The organism is Methylophilus sp. DW102 (assembly GCF_037076555.1).
GTDB classification, from domain to species: domain Bacteria; phylum Pseudomonadota; class Gammaproteobacteria; order Burkholderiales; family Methylophilaceae; genus Methylophilus; species Methylophilus glucosoxydans.
On record NZ_AP029023.1, the window covers coordinates 872,032 to 887,280 of the forward strand.

General features: G+C 54.4%; 21 protein-coding genes. 18 read left to right on the forward strand and 3 right to left on the reverse strand.

Going from position 1 to position 15,249, the window contains the following annotated elements; genetic code table 11:
* Positions 1–172 precede the first annotated feature (172 nt).
* Positions 173–829 carry a nucleotidyl transferase AbiEii/AbiGii toxin family protein gene (locus tag AACH41_RS04125; protein WP_338656909.1) on the reverse strand — a complete coding sequence of 219 codons (657 nt, stop codon included), beginning with the start codon at positions 827–829 and terminating at the stop codon, positions 173–175.
* Positions 822–1,310 carry a helix-turn-helix transcriptional regulator gene (locus AACH41_RS04130; RefSeq protein WP_338656911.1) on the reverse strand — a complete coding sequence of 163 codons (489 nt, stop codon included), beginning with the start codon at positions 1,308–1,310 and terminating at the stop codon, positions 822–824. Before AACH41_RS04130 ends, AACH41_RS04125 begins: the two co-directional genes overlap by 8 nt.
* 466 nt (positions 1,311–1,776) lie before the next feature.
* On the opposite strand from AACH41_RS04130, the gene nifV reads away from it, so the two are divergent.
* The 18 genes from nifV (at position 1,777) to AACH41_RS04220 (ending at position 15,006) form a co-directional block, all read left to right on the forward strand.
* A complete protein-coding gene (gene nifV, locus AACH41_RS04135) occupies positions 1,777–2,925 on the forward strand; it encodes a homocitrate synthase (protein ID WP_338656913.1) in 1,149 nt (382 codons plus the stop codon).
* Entirely contained in the window at positions 2,916–3,668 is a 753-nt protein-coding gene (gene cysE / locus AACH41_RS04140) for a serine O-acetyltransferase (protein WP_194747307.1), read from the forward strand. Before nifV ends, cysE begins: the two co-directional genes overlap by 10 nt.
* A gap of 34 nt (positions 3,669–3,702) precedes the next feature.
* Entirely contained in the window at positions 3,703–4,038 is a 336-nt protein-coding gene (locus AACH41_RS04145) for a nitrogenase-stabilizing/protective protein NifW (RefSeq protein ID WP_338656915.1), read from the forward strand.
* Between the two features lie 157 nt (positions 4,039–4,195).
* Positions 4,196–5,041, forward strand: coding sequence for an electron transfer flavoprotein subunit beta/FixA family protein (locus AACH41_RS04150; RefSeq protein ID WP_338656917.1), 846 nt, complete (start codon positions 4,196–4,198; stop codon positions 5,039–5,041).
* 34 nt (positions 5,042–5,075) lie between these two features.
* The gene (locus AACH41_RS04155; RefSeq protein WP_338656918.1) at positions 5,076–6,167 is read left to right on the forward strand and encodes an electron transfer flavoprotein subunit alpha/FixB family protein; all 1,092 of its coding nucleotides are present in this window, start codon (positions 5,076–5,078) and stop codon (positions 6,165–6,167) included.
* A 2-nt stretch (positions 6,168–6,169) separates the two neighbouring features.
* Entirely contained in the window at positions 6,170–7,468 is a 1,299-nt protein-coding gene (locus AACH41_RS04160) for an FAD-dependent oxidoreductase (RefSeq protein WP_338656920.1), read from the forward strand.
* Complete coding sequence (locus AACH41_RS04165) at positions 7,465–7,758, forward strand: ferredoxin family protein (protein WP_194747302.1); 294 nt, start codon at positions 7,465–7,467, stop codon at positions 7,756–7,758. The genes AACH41_RS04160 and AACH41_RS04165 overlap by 4 nt, the downstream gene beginning before the upstream one ends.
* Before the next feature lie 37 nt (positions 7,759–7,795).
* The gene (locus AACH41_RS04170) at positions 7,796–8,119 is read left to right on the forward strand and encodes a (2Fe-2S) ferredoxin domain-containing protein (protein ID WP_194747301.1); all 324 of its coding nucleotides are present in this window, start codon (positions 7,796–7,798) and stop codon (positions 8,117–8,119) included.
* A gap of 103 nt (positions 8,120–8,222) precedes the next feature.
* Positions 8,223–8,690: a hypothetical protein gene (locus tag AACH41_RS04175; RefSeq protein ID WP_275357078.1), complete on the forward strand. Its 468-nt coding sequence runs from the start codon at positions 8,223–8,225 to the stop codon at positions 8,688–8,690.
* Positions 8,687–9,046, forward strand: coding sequence for a hypothetical protein (locus AACH41_RS04180; protein WP_338656922.1), 360 nt, complete (start codon positions 8,687–8,689; stop codon positions 9,044–9,046). The genes AACH41_RS04175 and AACH41_RS04180 overlap by 4 nt, the downstream gene beginning before the upstream one ends.
* A 4-nt stretch (positions 9,047–9,050) precedes the next feature.
* Positions 9,051–9,290, forward strand: coding sequence for a hypothetical protein (locus AACH41_RS04185; RefSeq protein WP_338656923.1), 240 nt, complete (start codon positions 9,051–9,053; stop codon positions 9,288–9,290).
* Positions 9,291–9,359: 69 nt separating this feature from the next.
* Positions 9,360–9,503, forward strand: a complete 144-nt coding sequence (locus AACH41_RS04190) for a hypothetical protein (RefSeq protein WP_338656924.1) — start codon at positions 9,360–9,362, stop codon at positions 9,501–9,503.
* 123 nt (positions 9,504–9,626) lie between these two features.
* Positions 9,627–10,454 (forward strand): TOBE domain-containing protein, encoded by an 828-nt coding sequence (locus AACH41_RS04195; RefSeq protein WP_338656925.1) that lies wholly within the window; start codon positions 9,627–9,629, stop codon positions 10,452–10,454.
* Between the two features lie 66 nt (positions 10,455–10,520).
* Positions 10,521–12,050 carry a porin gene (locus AACH41_RS04200; RefSeq protein WP_338656927.1) on the forward strand — a complete coding sequence of 510 codons (1,530 nt, stop codon included), beginning with the start codon at positions 10,521–10,523 and terminating at the stop codon, positions 12,048–12,050.
* Positions 12,051–12,074: 24 nt separating this feature from the next.
* Positions 12,075–12,833: a molybdate ABC transporter substrate-binding protein gene (gene modA / locus AACH41_RS04205; RefSeq protein WP_275357073.1), complete on the forward strand. Its 759-nt coding sequence runs from the start codon at positions 12,075–12,077 to the stop codon at positions 12,831–12,833.
* 20 nt (positions 12,834–12,853) lie between these two features.
* On the forward strand, positions 12,854–13,531 hold the full coding sequence (gene modB, locus AACH41_RS04210; RefSeq protein ID WP_228518670.1) for a molybdate ABC transporter permease subunit: 678 nt from the start codon (positions 12,854–12,856) through the stop codon (positions 13,529–13,531).
* A 1-nt stretch (position 13,532) separates the two neighbouring features.
* Positions 13,533–14,603 (forward strand): molybdenum ABC transporter ATP-binding protein, encoded by a 1,071-nt coding sequence (gene modC / locus AACH41_RS04215; protein WP_338656930.1) that lies wholly within the window; start codon positions 13,533–13,535, stop codon positions 14,601–14,603.
* Positions 14,604–14,664: 61 nt separating this feature from the next.
* Positions 14,665–15,006, forward strand: coding sequence for a hypothetical protein (locus AACH41_RS04220; protein ID WP_275357071.1), 342 nt, complete (start codon positions 14,665–14,667; stop codon positions 15,004–15,006).
* A 10-nt stretch (positions 15,007–15,016) separates the two neighbouring features.
* On the opposite strand, the gene AACH41_RS04225 is transcribed toward AACH41_RS04220, so the two are convergent.
* Positions 15,017–15,223: a TOBE domain-containing protein gene (locus tag AACH41_RS04225; RefSeq protein WP_338657573.1), complete on the reverse strand. Its 207-nt coding sequence runs from the start codon at positions 15,221–15,223 to the stop codon at positions 15,017–15,019.
* Positions 15,224–15,249 lie beyond the last annotated feature (26 nt).

The window sequence follows — 15,249 nt, forward strand, 5'->3', positions numbered from 1 at the left end:
CACGTTATGGAGCACAGACTCCCGATGCCGTCTTTAGCCCTAGCCAGAAACTGCAGATTGCGTTGGTGTTGGCCGAATTAGGTGTCCCTGAGCTAGAGGTGGGGATTCTTGCCATGGGCGAAGGGCTTACCCGCCTGCGGTACCCCGTAGCTTTGTTTAACAGCATCAACAATTACTTTAAATCACGCTGTAGCCTTTTAACTCTTTCCAAGCAGTCATCATAGGTTAAATCGCAATCGAGTCTTTCAATTGCTGCATAGACTGGCGCTAAAATAGATTTTCTTGTTTCACATTGATGGATAAAGGCTTCCAGATTTTTTGTGAATATCATTCTGTTTTGCAAAATTGCATCATACGCATGATCAATCACCACAGCCAAATCCAATAAGTCTCGCGGCGTTACTCTATCGCCTCGATGCCATAATTTTTTAGCTACGATCTCTACAGGCGTTTCCAATAATACTTCTCTCCCTAAAACTTCATGACTCTCAAAAGGGGTTGAGGTTAGGGGGGATGATGCTACAAAGTCAATTTCACCTTCTGGCAGATAAAGCTTGAGGTATTCAGAGCCGTCGGTGTATTGCTGGGTAATTTCTTCGCCTTTTCCACCTAAGCGCGGATTGATGAACCCCAAAAATTGAGGGTCTGGCACAAAAATATCAATATCTTTAGATAAACGGTGTGCATAGTGAAACATCAACACCGTGCCACCGCCGAGGCTCCAACGTGGCAGTTCAACGTCATCCTTTGCCACTGCATCTATGAGGCTAAAAGCTTGCCTGAGCAAGCTTTGCCAAACACCAGCAGGGAACTGTAACGGGTTAGCCATTGATCGCCTGCCAAAATGGCTTGGGTGATTCTATTGCCATTGCCAATTTAGCAAGGTTTTTCCAAAGATGTTTTGGGTTAGCCTGCTGTTGCATTGCCAGCTGTTTCACTGCGCCGGTCAACAAGGCAATTGAGGCCTCTTCAATTAAATGAAACAGCTGACCTTCATAGCCCTTTGGCACTTCACCTTTCAGCATGACGGCTTCCAATTCATCCTGAGTCATGGTGTTTTTGTAACTCGTGTTAACGCTGCCAAGTAACATCTGTACAAAGTTCATCGGTTTACCCGTTGAAAATAGTGGCTTGCCAACAATATCCGCCAACTCAGATAACTTCACAGCGCCAATGTCGCCCACCTTGCCGTTTTCAAGATTCACAATTGTTACTCTTGATAGATGTGCAGCTTCAGCAAGTGCCTTTTGACTGAGGCCACATGCTACGCGCTCGTGTTTAATAATTGATCCTATTGTTTGAATATTCATAGCAAAAAGTTTAAGCTTGTCCGTAAATAAAGTAAAGCATACTTTACTTTTATTTGTCAGTATTACAGATTCTGTAGGGTGCTATAGCATACGGTACGCGCTATGGTTTGTTTAAAAGATCGCTATCTTAAAGCGTTAAACGCGCGTGTTTTGAGTTCCTTCCTGATGCGTTACTCACTCCCTTTTCACATGAAATACTGCTAGTGGCTAAGTCATGTCAATGGTGATTGCAGGAGTACGAACATTTAAGCGTCTTGTACTTCATTTAATCTCGCCAGCTGGCATACCAGGCAATGGATATTGACCCGGACGCTCGTCACATAACATTCCTCTTTGTCGTAAACCTTACAATCGAAATTATCCTCTAGTAATCTTTTAACTTGTTGATTATAAATAAATATATTGGATTCTCGGATGTTGGCACAGCCTGTGCTATTTCAACTGTAATACATTCGGAGATGTCACGATGCGACAAAGCAAGCCAGTCATCAACGATACCACCTTGCGTGATGGAGAACAGACGGCAGGGGTGGCGTTTAGCCGTGAGGAAAAATTGCGAATTGCTTTGGCGCTGGCGGAGATTGGGGTGCCAGAGCTGGAGGTGGGCATCCCGGCCATGGGCGAGGCGGAAATTGCCGATATACGCGCAATTGCGGCGTTGCAATTGCCGACCAGGCTAATGGTTTGGGGGCGTATGACCGAGGGCGATTTGCTGGCATGTTTGCGCACCGGGGTGCGTCATGTGAATTTGTCCTTGCCGGTATCGGATTTGCATATTGAGCGCAAATTGCGGCGTGACCGGGCGTGGGTGTTGCAGCAGGTGGCGCAGGTGGTCTCGCAGGCGTGTCAAGAGGGCTTGCAGGTGTCAGTGGGCGGTGAAGATGCTTCACGCGCCGACCCGCAGTTTTTGCAGCAGGTGGTAGCGGTGGCCAAGACGGCGGGCGCTTGCCGCTTTCGTTATGCCGATACCCTGGGCGTCCTTGATCCGTTTACCACGTATGAGCGCATTGCGGCTTTGCGTGCGGTCACTTCGCTGGACATCGAAATGCATGCGCATGACGACCTCGGCCTGGCCACTGCCAATGCATTGGCGGCAATTCGTGCCGGGGCCAGCCATGTCAACACCACGGTCAATGGCCTGGGTGAGCGGGCGGGCAATACGCCGCTGGAAGAAGTGGTGACCGCTCTGTGGCGCATCCACGGGCTGGATGTGGGGCTGGACATGCATGCCTTTCCAGAGATTTCGCAGCTGGTGGCGCAGGCGTCGGGGCGGGCCGTGGCGCTCAATAAAAGCATCGTCGGTGCGGCGGTGTTTACCCATGAGTCCGGCATGCATGTCGATGGCCTGCTCAAAGACCCGGCCACCTACGAAGGCTTTGACCCGGCTGCAGTCGGGCGAGAACGGCATCTGGTGCTGGGCAAGCATTCCGGTAGCCACAGTGTACGCCATGTCTATGCGCAGCTGGGTATACGCGTGCAACATCACGAAACCGAATGGCTGCTGCAACGCATACGCCAGTTTGCAGTGAACACCAAGCGCAGCCCGGCCAGTGATGAGCTCAAACTGTTTTATCTCGAAGGCCAGACCACACCGGGGAGACTGTCATGCATGTAAATTCGCCAGTGCAGTCTGGCTTGCTAGCCCTGTTGCGCGAAGACCTCGCCTGCGTGTTTGAGCGTGATCCGGCTGCACGCAACCGGCTGGAAGTGTTGCTGACCTATCCCGGCTTGCACGCTACCTTGCTGCACCGTATCTCGCATGGCTTGTGGCGGCATGGCTGGCGGTTTGCTGCGCGCTGGCTGAGTTATGTCACGCGCATGCTGACACAGATTGATATCCACCCTGGCGCCAGCATCGGCCGCCGCTTTTTTATCGACCATGGCTGTGGTGTTGTTATCGGCGAAACTGCGGTGGTTGGCAACGATGTCACCCTGTATCACGGCGTGACGCTGGGTGGTGTGTCGTGGAATCCGGGCAAGCGGCATCCAACGTTATGTGACGGCGTCATGGTCGGCGCTGGTGCCAAAATCCTTGGGCCGGTGGTGGTGGGCGCACAGGCCAGGGTAGGCGCCAACTCGGTGGTCATCCATGATATTCCGGCCAGGATGACGGTGGTCGGTATCCCCGGTCGCGTGGTGCTGCCTGACAACGCCAGACGCCAGCCACAGCAGGGCATAGACCTCGACCACCATCTGATGCCGGACCCGGTGGGCAAAGCGGTCACAGCTTTGCTAGACCGTATTGATCAACTGGAGCATACCCTAGCGGCGATGCGTGACAACCAGCAAGCCGCTTCCGAAGCCTTGATACAGCACAGCGTCGCCGAGGCGCGTGCACGCAAACGTTTCGATTCCTGAGCCTGCATTTCCTTTTTATGTTTGGAGAACCCTGATGAGTGCCTTGTTATCCCGTATGCAGACCTTTTCCGCTGCCGAAGAGTTTTTTGAGTTTCTTGGTGTGGCGTATGACCCACAGGTGGTACACGTCAACCGCCTGCATATCCTCAAGCGCTTTCAACAATATCTGGCGCGTGAACAGGTAGATTCATCCCAACCGGAAAGCGTGCAACTGGCTGCTTACCAGCGCTTGCTGCAAACCGCCTATGAGGACTTCGTACACTCCAATGCCGCTACCGAAAAAGTGTTCAAGGTATTCCAGGAGGCTGACGGCAGTAAAACCTTCAATCTCAACAGTTTGCGCCAGACATTGCCCTCACAGCGTGCCTGATTTGTCGGCTTTGCGACAAATTGTATGGTAGTGATATTTATTTATAAGTCACTGAATAATATATAAAAAATATTTTTTAACGGCGTGGCATGGTTGTTGCAATAGCCTATATAACAGGGCGCAAGCGAGTGCCCCGATAGCAGAGGAAGGAAGCGTTATGCATATTGTGGTTTGTATCAAACAGGTGCCAGACAGCGCGCAAATACGGGTGCATCCGGTGACCAACACCATTATGCGGCAGGGCGTGCCGACCATTGTGAACCCGTATGATTTGTACGCGCTGGAAGAAGCGTTGCGGCTGAAAGATGAATATGGTGCGCGCGTGACCGTGCTCACCATGGGGCCACCGATGGCCGAGGCGGCGCTGCGCAAGGCGATTTCTTATGGTGCAGATGACGCCGTACTGGTGACCGACCGTATTTTTGCCGGGTCTGACACCTTGGCTACCAGCTATGCGCTGGCTGCGGCCATCCAGCAGATCAGCAAAGATATTCCTGTTGATTTGGTGTTTACCGGCAAGCAAACCATTGATGGCGATACTGCGCAAGTCGGCCCCGGCGTCGCAAAACGGCTGGAGATGCAGTTGCTCACCTATGTTTCAAAAATCCGTTCGCTGGATACTGACAGACAGGAAATCGTGGTCGAGCGCCGTTCTGAAGGCGGCGTGCAGGTGCTCAAAACCAAAATCCCCAGCCTGATTACCGTGCTCGAAGGCAATAACGAAATGCGTTTTGCCACCATGGCCAATATGTTCCGTGCTGCCCGTTATCCGGTCAAAATCTGGAATAAAGACGCTGCCGGGATTGAAGACCCGACCAAAACCGGCCTGAAAGGCTCGCCTACCGTGGTTTCCAAAGTGTTTGCACCGACACCACGTGCGACCAAGGCCGAGATCATTCAATGCGAAAGCAACGAGCCCAAAGACCTGAGCGTGACCTTGCTCGCCAAAATGTTTACCAAGTTTCCCAACATCGAGAAAGAGCTGCTGAAGCGGTCGGCTTGAACAGATCCAGGGAGCATGAAGTAAAGGAATCCATATGAGTGAAGAAACCAAAAAACCGGCACCGGCAGGCAAGAAGAAATTTGAGCTTGATGAGCGTCTGAAAGCGTATAAAGGCGTCTGGGTGTTTATTGAACATGAGCGCGGCGCCATACATCCCGTTTCGCTGGAATTATTGGGCGAAGGCCGCAAACTGGCCGATATGCTGGGTGTGGAATTGACAGGCGTGGTGATGGGCCCCCCCGGAGAGACCACCCGCAGTTTTTGCCAGGAGGCCTTTTACCATGGCGCAGACCTGTGCTACCTGATTGAAGACCCGCTGCTGCAAGATTATCGTAACGAGCCTTATACCAAAGGGCTGACCGATCTGGTCAACAAATACCAGCCTGAAATCTTGTTCCTTGGTGCAACCACATTGGGCCGCGATTTGGCAGGCAGTGTCGCCACCACGCTCAAAACCGGCCTCACTGCTGACTGTACCGAGCTCAATATCGACCTCGACGTGCGCAGCCTGCTGGCGAGTCGCCCAACCTTTGGCGGCTCCTTGCTGTGTACCATTCAGACCCTGAATTATCGGCCGCAAATGGCCACGGTGCGGCCACGTGTGATGGCAATGCCAGAGCGCGACGCGACGCGCAATGGCCGCATCATTGAAGACACCCTGGGCATGATAGAAAGCAGCATCATTACCAAAGTGCTGGAGTTTATCCCGGACGAGATGCAAGACAAACCGCAACTGCCATTTGCCGACATTATCGTCGCTGGTGGTCGCGGCATGAAAAAGCCGGAAAACTTCAAACTGATCTGGGAGCTGGCGCAAGTGCTGGGCGCAGAAGTCGGCGCCACTCGCCCCGTGGTGCAAGCGGGCTGGGTCGAGCTAGACCGTCAGGTCGGGCAATCTGGCAAAACCGTGCGCCCCAAACTCTATATCGCGGTGGGCATTTCCGGCGCCATCCAGCACAGGGTCGGCATGGATGCCTCGGATGTGATTATCGCCATCAACAACGACCCCAATGCGCCGATTTTTGACTTTGCTCACTATGGCATTGTCGGCAATGCCATGACCATATTACCGGCGCTGACCGAGGCATTTAAGGCACACCTGGCAACTGCAAGAAAGGCAGGCTAAGCATGAGTGAAAAATTTGATGTGATCATTGTGGGCGCTGGCCCGTCTGGCAATGCCGCCGCCTTGCGTCTGGCACAGGCCGGACTCAGCGTATTGCAATTGGAACGTGGTGAAAGCTCAGGCTCGAAAAACGTACAAGGTGCGATCTTGTATTCGGATGCATTGGAAAAACTGATTCCTGACTTCAGGGACGATGCGCCACTGGAGCGGCATATCATCGAACAGCGCATGTGGGTGCTGGATGATGACTCCTACATGGGTTCGCACTACCGCTCGGACAGCTTTAACAAGCCGCCCTATAACCGCTACACCATGATACGTTCGCAGTTTGACAAGTGGTTTTCCGAGCGGGTGCAAAAGGCCGGGGCGCTGGTCATATGCGAAACCACGGTGACCGAACTGCTGCTGGATGGCCAGCGTGTCATCGGTGTACGCACGGACCGTCAGGGCGGTGAGATTTATGCCGATGCGGTGATACTGGCCGATGGGGTCAACTCCTACCTGGCGAAAAAAGCCGGCTTTCACCCCGAGCTGCATCCCAAGGATGTGGCGCTGGCGGTCAAAGAAATCCACTTTATGCCAACCGAGCTGATTGAGCAGCGTTTCAACGTCAAGGGCGAAGAGGGCGTGGTTATCGAAATGGCGGGCAAAATCACCAAAGGCATGATGGGGACGGGTTTTCTCTATACCAACCGCGAGTCGGTGACCATCGGCGTCGGTTGTATGCTGTCCGACTTCAAAGCCCAGCAAACCACGCCTTATGCCTTGCTGGAGCAAATGAAAGCGCATCCGGCCATCCAGCCGCTGATTGAAGGCGGCGAGATGAAAGAATACACCGCGCACCTGATTCCAGAAGGCGGCTACAACGCCATGCCGGATTTGTTTGGCGATGGCTGGCTCATCGTTGGCGACGCTGGCATGTTTGTTAACGCCGTGCACCGCGAAGGTTCCAATCTGGCCATGACCACCGGCATGGTGGCGGCGGATACCTTGATTGCCTTGCGTGCCGAGGGCCTGCCCTTCAGCAAGGCCAACCTCAAGCGCTACGAGGCCACGCTCAACGACAGCTTTGTCATGAAAGACCTGAAAAAATACAAGGACATGCCGGCAATCTTTCACAAAAATCCGCAGTTCTTTAATGACTATCCCGAGTTGTTGTCCAAAGCCGCCCACACCATGCTGACGGTGGATGGCGTGGATAAAAAATCCAAAGAAAAGCAGATACGCCACAGCTTCCGTCAACGCCGCTCACTGATGGGCCTGATGGGAGATGCGTTCAAGTTATGGAGGGCTTTTGAATGAGTATTGTCGTCAAGGTTGAAGAGAAACTGTTCCAGAACCGCTACAAGGTGGACAGCGGCAAGCCGCATATCGAGATCAAGGATGCTGACGTCTGCCGCCATTGTGACAGCCATGCCTGTACCGTGTGTTGCCCCGCTGGCTGCTGGACCATGGAAGGCAATGGCAATGTCACCGTGATCAGTGATGGCTGCCTGGAGTGCGGCACCTGCCGCATTATCTGTAACGAGCACCGCAATGTGGCCTGGGAATACCCGCGTGGTGGCTACGGCATCCTGTTCAAGTTCGGCTAATCCCCTTTTTTGTATTGCATTGTTGGAGACATCCCCCATGAGTAAACCCGCCAGACAAGTGTTTGTATGTAACCAGGCCAGACCACCGGGCCACCCGCGAGGCTCGTGCCAGGGACGGGGCAGCAATGATATTTTGCAGGCGTTCTGGCAACAGGTGCAGACGCGCAATCTGTGGGAGCAGTTTTCGGTGACGTTTAGCGGCTGCCAGGGCCCCTGTGACAGTGGCCCGCATGTGCTGGTCTACCCGGAAAGCGTGATGTACGGTGGTGTGAGCAAAGACGACGTGACCGAAATCATAGACAAGCACCTGCTGGCAGGCGAAGTGGTCGAGCGCCTGAAAGTGCCGGACAGCGTCTGGTAGGGGACGCTGACAGATGCGAGGCCAGTGTTTGAACCAGCTTGCGCTGCATGGTCTGTGATGTGATGAAAGCCTGAGATGAGAGACACCCCATGAGAGGTCAGCCATGAATGGTATCGTCGCCCACGAAGACTTGCCGCCACCGATTGCCGGGTATCTGGCCGCGGCAGCCACCACCCACGATTGGCGTGAGGCAGAGTCGCTGCTATTGCGCGCGCATCAGGTCTCGCCCGACTGTCTGCATGTGTATTACACGCTCTACAAACTGTATGCCGTACGTAATCGCCTGGGTGATGCCGAGCGTGCTGTACACATGGCGCTGGACGCCGCAGCTAGACAGGCGCACATCAATAGCCACTGGCAATCACTGACCGCACAAAGCTGTGACTGGACGCAGGTCGATTCGCCGCAACACTTTTACCTGTTTAGCCTCAAGGCCTTTGCCTATATCCGCCTGCGCCAGCAGCGTCTGCCAGAAGTGCGGCAAATCCTGACCAAACTGCAAGAGATAGACCCGCAAGACAGCGTGGGGGCCTCGGTCATTCAGGCCTATGCCGATGGGGTACCGCTATGAGTCTGGCTAGCGCCACCATGCTTAATATTATGCTGCAATCCTGCGAGGCAGTGCTGACCCTCACCGAGGATGTCGCTCCAGAGGGTTTTTTTAGCAGTCAGCTCACCCAGGCTGAAACCCTGCTCCACCTGCGTATTATTGCCGAAAATGTAGACCGGCTGCCCATGGAAAACAAAACCGCCATGTCCGAAATCGACTGGGCAGGCTGGAATGTCCTGCTGTCACAAGTCCGTTCGTCGGGCGGCTTCGAGCGCGATGCCATTTGGTTTGCCATCCGCGCCATGGTGCCAGCGACCCTGATGTGGCTGCGCGTGTTCAGGCAGCAACAACCGGCACTATTCAGTATGACTGTATAAGCGAATGATGATGCTACCTGCCACCAACCTACTGCCGCAACGTGTGATTGCCTGTCATTTTGATAATTACAGCACTGCACTGCTGTTCGTGCGCTGGCCCCATGGCGGGTTGTTGGCACCGGCTGCCTTGCCCGCCAGTGCCAGCGTATTAGCAGAGCCTGACCAGCCGATGCGCCAGCCTCTCACGGCAGCACAAGGGGTAGAAATCGTCAAAACCCTGAATGTGCCTGCTGACACACTGTAATACCAGCATGATTTTACGGCCTGGGTCACCACTGATGAAGGTCCATTACGCATTCATCTTTGTCGTTACATGACACCGGATGCGCCCAAGTCCGAAATCGCCTTATTTGGCGGTGAGTTCAGGCATATGAGTGCCTTGCGTAGCGCTGACAGGCAGGAGTTATTGTTATTGCGACAGGTGTTTGACTGGTTTATGCGAGGTGAGGGGCAGTAACTGGCAGTTTTTCCGGTGTCTATCATGGCAGCTGGCACAAAAACTGCATAGTCTTGCCTATCGCTATATAATCTACTTTATAGCGTAGCAAATGTGACAAACATGACAAAGGCAGACAGAAAGATGACAACGCAGATGACGCAGACCATGCAGGTAAGTGGCTCACTGTTACTGGGCCCCGAAGGCAGTGATGGCCAGGCTGGCTTGCTGACAGACCGTCGCCTGGCACTGCTGGAGCATATCGGTAGCTGCGGCTCTATCTCGCAGGCCGCCAAACTGGCAGGACTCAGTTACAAGGGGGCCTGGGATGCGGTGGATGCCATGAACAGTTTGTTTGGCGACGCCCTGGTGCAGACTACCACAGGTGGCAAGGGTGGGGGCGGGGCGCAATTGACTGAAGCCGGCATCCGTGTCGTGGATGCCAGTCGCGTGTTAAGGCGTGAGCACCAGAAATTTTTACAGGCGGCCAGTGATGGCATCGCTGATTTTGACAACATTTATACATGGATGCGGAGGCTGACAGTGAAAACCAGTGCGAGAAACCAGTTTTTTGGCAAGGTGGTGGCAATCAAGCAGGCGCAGGTCAATGTTGAAGTGACCCTGCAATTGACTGGCGGCGACCAGATACACGCTGTCATTACCCATGATGGCTTGAATGAGCTGGGCTTGCAGGTGGGCAGCGAGGCCTGGGCACTGGTCAAGGCCAGCTGGGTGATCCTCGCCAGTCCTGAAGCCGCGACTGGCCTGAGTGCACGCAACAAACTGGGCGGCGAGGTGACTCGCATACATCAGGGTGGTGTCAACGCCGAAGTCAGCCTGCGCAGCACCGGAGGCAATGTGATCACCGCGACCGTGACCAATGACAGTGTGGCCGAACTGCAACTGGCCGCTGGTAAAACGATGGTAGCCGTCTTTAAAGCCAGCAGTGTAATTTTAGGGGTGAGCGAGTAGTTTTTTCTCTATCGCTATATATCTTGCTTTATATCGAGTCTTTGAATACATCAGGGAGCGCTTTACATGAAAAAAGTATCCATACTGGTCAGTCTGGCCTGGCTGGGGATGCCAACCAGCCAGGCGTGGGCAGATGCTGAAACCGATGCCCGCATCGCGCAATTGCAGCACATGCTGGAAGTACAACAAACACAAATGCAACAGATGGCAGATGCATTGAAGTTGCTCCAGGCACGGTTAGAAAAACCGGCGGAAACCAGAGGGGTAGCGAGCGATGACAAACAGGTCTTGCGTGATCAGCAGTGGAAGATGGACGCGATGGCCGATGAAATCAAGGCATTGCAATCGGCCCGTGGCAAATCGAGTGGCCAGCCAGTGTACGCCAACTTTAAAAATGGCCTGAGTTTTGAAGATGGTAGTGGTGCCTGGAAACTGGGCCTCAATGGACGCGTGCAAGCCGACTACCGCAGTTTCTCTCCGGATATTGCAGCCGCAGATACCTTCAACATTCGTCGCGCCCGGCTGGGTGCCAATGTGGCGATGAAGGATTTTGCGGCAAGACTGGAAGCCGAATATAGCGGTACGGCCAATAATGGCAGTGTCGGCCTGACCTATGCGCACGTCGACTACCTGCATTTTAACGGATTCAAATTACGCGCAGGTCAGTTCAAGCCGTTTTATGGACTTGAGCGTGCCATGAATGCCAACTTTACAGATTTTCAGGAACGGGCAGGCACGGACTATCTGCTGGGTGCCACTTTTGACCGCGGCGTGATGGTGTTTGGCGAACCTGTGCCAGGGTTGTTCTATAACGCCTCATGGACCGATGGTAAAGGCGTTAACACAGCCACTGCCAATGGTGATGAAACCGATGCCAAATATGACAACAAGGATGCGCTGGTACGTGTGGTCGGCAATATTGCCCAGTTTGCCGACTGGAAAGACAGTGTCCTGCATATCGGCAGCTTTTATGCCAGGGGTCAACAAGAACCTGGCAGCGTGCCAACCCTGAATGTATTGACCGAAGGCCGCGGATACACCGTATTTTCTACCAGTGAAGGTTTTACGCGCGCAGTTGACCGTACGCGAGAGGGCTATGAACTTGGGCTGGCACACGGTCCGGTCAAGCTACAGGCAGAACATATACGTGAAAATTTTGATGGTACCGGGTTTGATCGTGATCTGACCGCATGGTATGCCAGCCTTAACTGGCTGGTGAGCGGCGAAACTTTTGCCAGCACCTATAAAGATGGCATGTTTGGCCGCTTGCGTCCCAAACAGGATTTTGTCTGGGGGGGCGAGGGCTGGGGCGCGTTGCAACTTGGGGCACGTTACAGCAAGTTTGATGGCGGTGATTTTGTCAGCACTAACGCTACTGGAACCGGCAAGCTGGCAAGCGGGCGTAGCAATGCGTTTGATGCCTGGACGATAGGCGCCAACTGGGTGCTGACGCCCTATGTGCGTGTGATTGCCAACTATGTGCACACCCATTTTGATACCCCGGTGACCACCTCTGCCACCGTCTCAGGTAGCAGCAAAACGTATACGCTGGATCATGAAGACGCCGTCACCATGCGTGCCCAATTCGACTTTTAACTTTTATTCAGACAAGGAGATCCCATGCGATCACTCAAACAACTGTTGATAGCCAGCGTGCTGGCAGTTTCCATGCAGGTCCAGGCTGCCGAACCTTTTACTGTGGCCATTGCGGCCAACCTCAAATACGTGTTCGATGACCTGGCTGCCGAGTTTAAACAGGAAACCGGCATCGAGGCACAAAGCGTGCTCAACGCTTCTGGCAAAATTGCCACCCAGGTACGCCAGGGCGCGCCCTTTGATGTATTCATGTCTGCCGATATGGAGTTTCCCGAGGGCTTGTATAAAGAAGGTTTTGCCGTGACTGCGCCCAAGCCTTACGCCTACGGGTTGCTGGTGCTATGGTCACAAACCGGGGCCGATTTAAGCAAGGGCGTGGCCGGGCTGACGGATGCGGCTATTGGCAAAGTGGCCATTGCCAATCCAAAGTTGGCGCCGTTTGGCAAACAGGCACTCAAGGCCATGGAGTTCTACAAGGTGAAAGTGGCGCTGGAACCCAAACTGGTTTATGGCGAGAGCATTACCCAGGTCAGCCAGTACGTGGATAGCAAAGCGGTAGATGTTGGCTTCAGTGCCAAGTCGATTGTCGTTGCACCGGAGACTACAGGCAAGGGTAAATGGGTGGCTGTGCCAGAAGAGAGTTATGAGCCGATTGCGCAGGGCGTGGTCATCCTCAAGCATGGCATAGATAACAATGCGGATGCCGCCCGCAAGTTTTATGGGTTCGTGCAGTCGGAAAAGGCGCGTGCCATCTTTGCCAAAAACGGTTATAAATTGCCCTGAGGCAACACACAGGAAACATCATGTTAAGCATCGAGGATATACAGACCATTTGGCTGACCATCAAGCTGGCCAGTCTGGTCACCCTGCTATTGCTCATCATAGGCACGCCCGTCGCCTGGTGGCTGGTACGCAGCCGCGTTTGGTGGAAAGGGCTGGTGGCCTCGGTCGTGGCCTTGCCGCTGGTGCTGCCACCTTCAGTGTTAGGGTTCTACCTGTTGCTGGCGATGGGACCACAAGGCCCGCTGGGTAAGCTGACACAGGCCACTGGTCTGGGCAGTTTACCGTTTACTTTCTGGGGGCTGGTACTGGCCTCGGTGCTATATTCCCTGCCGTTTATGGTGCAGCCCTTGCACACCGCGTTTGAGGCTATCGGTGAGCGGCCGCTGGAGGTAGCAGCAACCTTGCGTGCTTCGCCACTGGATACGTTTTTCAGTGTGGTGGTGCCGATGTCCTGGCCGGGATTTCTGACGGCAGCTATGCTCACCTTTGCCCACACCGTAGGCGAGTTTGGGGTGGTACTCATGATAGGCGGCAATGTGCCGGGACAAACCCGCGTCGCTTCGGTACAGATTTATGATCATGTGGAAGCCCTGGAATATAGTCAGGCGCATACACTGGCCGCGGTCATGCTGCTGTTTTCGTTTTTGGTGTTGCTGGCGCTGCATGTGTGGCGCACGCAACCGAACAGGGGTTACTGACATGGGCGAGATACAGGCACGTTTTCATCTGACCAGGCCAAGCTTTACTCTGGATGTAGACCTCACCCTGCCCGGGTGCGGCATCACCGTCCTGTTTGGCCCCTCCGGTTCAGGCAAAACCACGCTATTGCGCTGTATTGCCGGGCTGGAGCAACCCAGGGAGGGCTATCTGCGCTTTCAGGGCGAGCGCTGGCAGGAGGGTGCGTATTGCCTGCCTACACATCGCCGTCCCATCGGCTATGTGTTTCAAGAGGCCAGCCTGTTTCCACACCTGACGGTGCTGGAAAACCTGCGTTTTGGCCTCAGGCGCAATACGCAGGCGCGGCCAGCAGATCTGGAGGCGGCCATCGCCTTGCTGGAATTGACGCCGCTACTGGGTAGAAACCCGGCACATTTGTCCGGGGGGGAGCGACAACGGGTGGCCATGGCGCGGGCCTTAGCAGTAAGGCCGCGGCTCCTATTGATGGATGAGCCGCTGGCTGCCCTGGATTATGCGCGCAAACAGGAAATCTTGCCCTATCTGGAGCGCCTGCATGACAATCTGGATATTCCATTGCTGTATGTCAGCCATGCCCATGACGAAGTAGCACGCCTGGCTGACCATATCGTTATGCTGCAAGCGGGCAGAGTGCTGGCACAAGGGCCATTGCTGGAGACGCTGGCGCAACTGGATACTCCGATCCGCCTGGGGGAGGACAGCGGCGTGGTCCTGCAGGCGCAAGTCAGCGAACTTGACCAGGAATGGCATCTGATGCGGCTGGCATTTGACGGTGGCAGCGTCTGGACCAGGCAGCGAGACCTGCCGCTGGGGCGTCAGCTGCGGGTACATATTCAGGCCCGTGATGTCAGTGTGGCCATCCGGCCACAAACCGATAGCAGTATCCAGAACCAGTTGCAGGGTGTGGTCGATGCCATGGCCATAGACACGCATCCCGGTGTCATGCTGATCCGTGTCAAGGTGGGAGCTTCGGTGCTGATTGCCAGACTCACTAAACGCTCGGCGTCGACCCTGGGCATCACTGTCGGTCAGTCAGTCTGGCTACAGGTCAAATCGGTGGCACTGATGGAGTAGGCGCGTTTCGCGCCATGCACGACGCATCCGCATCTTGAATGCGCAAGAAAGGAGTCCACTCATGATAGAACAACTCTATGCCAATTTGTCTGTGGCTGAACAACAGCGAGTGATTCGCGCCGAGCGTTTTGAAAGGCACGATGAACCCTCACTGCAAGCTACCAAGATCCATGGCTACGCCGCCGACGGGGGTAAGTGTTTTTATTACCACAGTTTTGTCTTGTCGGAAGAGGGCTTTGATATCGATGAGTTTCCGCTACGCATCGATGTCTATTACGAACGGGTGATGGCCTGGCGTCTGAAAGACGGTGGCTGGTTAAAAACTACCACCATCTCTGATCAACTGGATGCTTGCCAGCCACGCTTTCATACCCGGCCAGCGGAATGGGTGGCCAGCCTCTGAGGGTAAACGCCTAGCTGGCAACTGCCAGTATCACCGCAGAGGCTTTGAATACCACGCTGGCACTGGCGCCCTGACTGAGTCCAAGTTCACGTGCGGCTTCATGGGTAATGCTGGCAAACACGGTATTGCCGCCTGGTAAATCGAGTTTGACTTCGGCACTGACCGGCCCGCTGATCACCTGTGCCACCACGCCGCGCAGCACGTTACGTGCGCTCAGGGCATAGCCCTGCTAATGATCTTATC

Bases quoted from the DNA above. Each gene is read 5' to 3' on its own strand.
- AACH41_RS04160 (WP_338656920.1), top strand. From the start codon at position 6,170: ATGAGTGAAAAATTTGATGTGATCATTGTGGGCGCTGGCCCGTCTGGC.
- cysE (WP_194747307.1), top strand. From the start codon at position 2,916: ATGCATGTAAATTCGCCAGTGCAGTCTGGCTTGCTAGCCCTGTTGCGC.
- AACH41_RS04170 (WP_194747301.1), top strand. From the start codon at position 7,796: ATGAGTAAACCCGCCAGACAAGTGTTTGTATGTAACCAGGCCAGACCA.
- modA (WP_275357073.1), top strand. From the start codon at position 12,075: ATGCGATCACTCAAACAACTGTTGATAGCCAGCGTGCTGGCAGTTTCC.
- modC (WP_338656930.1), top strand. From the start codon at position 13,533: ATGGGCGAGATACAGGCACGTTTTCATCTGACCAGGCCAAGCTTTACT.
- modB (WP_228518670.1), top strand. From the start codon at position 12,854: ATGTTAAGCATCGAGGATATACAGACCATTTGGCTGACCATCAAGCTG.
- nifV (WP_338656913.1), top strand. From the start codon at position 1,777: ATGCGACAAAGCAAGCCAGTCATCAACGATACCACCTTGCGTGATGGA.
- AACH41_RS04130 (WP_338656911.1), bottom strand. From the start codon at position 1,310: ATGAATATTCAAACAATAGGATCAATTATTAAACACGAGCGCGTAGCA.
- AACH41_RS04185 (WP_338656923.1), top strand. From the start codon at position 9,051: ATGATGATGCTACCTGCCACCAACCTACTGCCGCAACGTGTGATTGCC.
- AACH41_RS04220 (WP_275357071.1), top strand. From the start codon at position 14,665: ATGATAGAACAACTCTATGCCAATTTGTCTGTGGCTGAACAACAGCGA.
- AACH41_RS04180 (WP_338656922.1), top strand. From the start codon at position 8,687: ATGAGTCTGGCTAGCGCCACCATGCTTAATATTATGCTGCAATCCTGC.
- AACH41_RS04165 (WP_194747302.1), top strand. From the start codon at position 7,465: ATGAGTATTGTCGTCAAGGTTGAAGAGAAACTGTTCCAGAACCGCTAC.
- AACH41_RS04150 (WP_338656917.1), top strand. From the start codon at position 4,196: ATGCATATTGTGGTTTGTATCAAACAGGTGCCAGACAGCGCGCAAATA.
- AACH41_RS04195 (WP_338656925.1), top strand. From the start codon at position 9,627: ATGACAACGCAGATGACGCAGACCATGCAGGTAAGTGGCTCACTGTTA.
- AACH41_RS04155 (WP_338656918.1), top strand. From the start codon at position 5,076: ATGAGTGAAGAAACCAAAAAACCGGCACCGGCAGGCAAGAAGAAATTT.
- AACH41_RS04200 (WP_338656927.1), top strand. From the start codon at position 10,521: ATGAAAAAAGTATCCATACTGGTCAGTCTGGCCTGGCTGGGGATGCCA.
- AACH41_RS04125 (WP_338656909.1), bottom strand. From the start codon at position 829: ATGGCTAACCCGTTACAGTTCCCTGCTGGTGTTTGGCAAAGCTTGCTC.
- AACH41_RS04145 (WP_338656915.1), top strand. From the start codon at position 3,703: ATGAGTGCCTTGTTATCCCGTATGCAGACCTTTTCCGCTGCCGAAGAG.
- AACH41_RS04175 (WP_275357078.1), top strand. From the start codon at position 8,223: ATGAATGGTATCGTCGCCCACGAAGACTTGCCGCCACCGATTGCCGGG.
- AACH41_RS04190 (WP_338656924.1), top strand. From the start codon at position 9,360: ATGACACCGGATGCGCCCAAGTCCGAAATCGCCTTATTTGGCGGTGAG.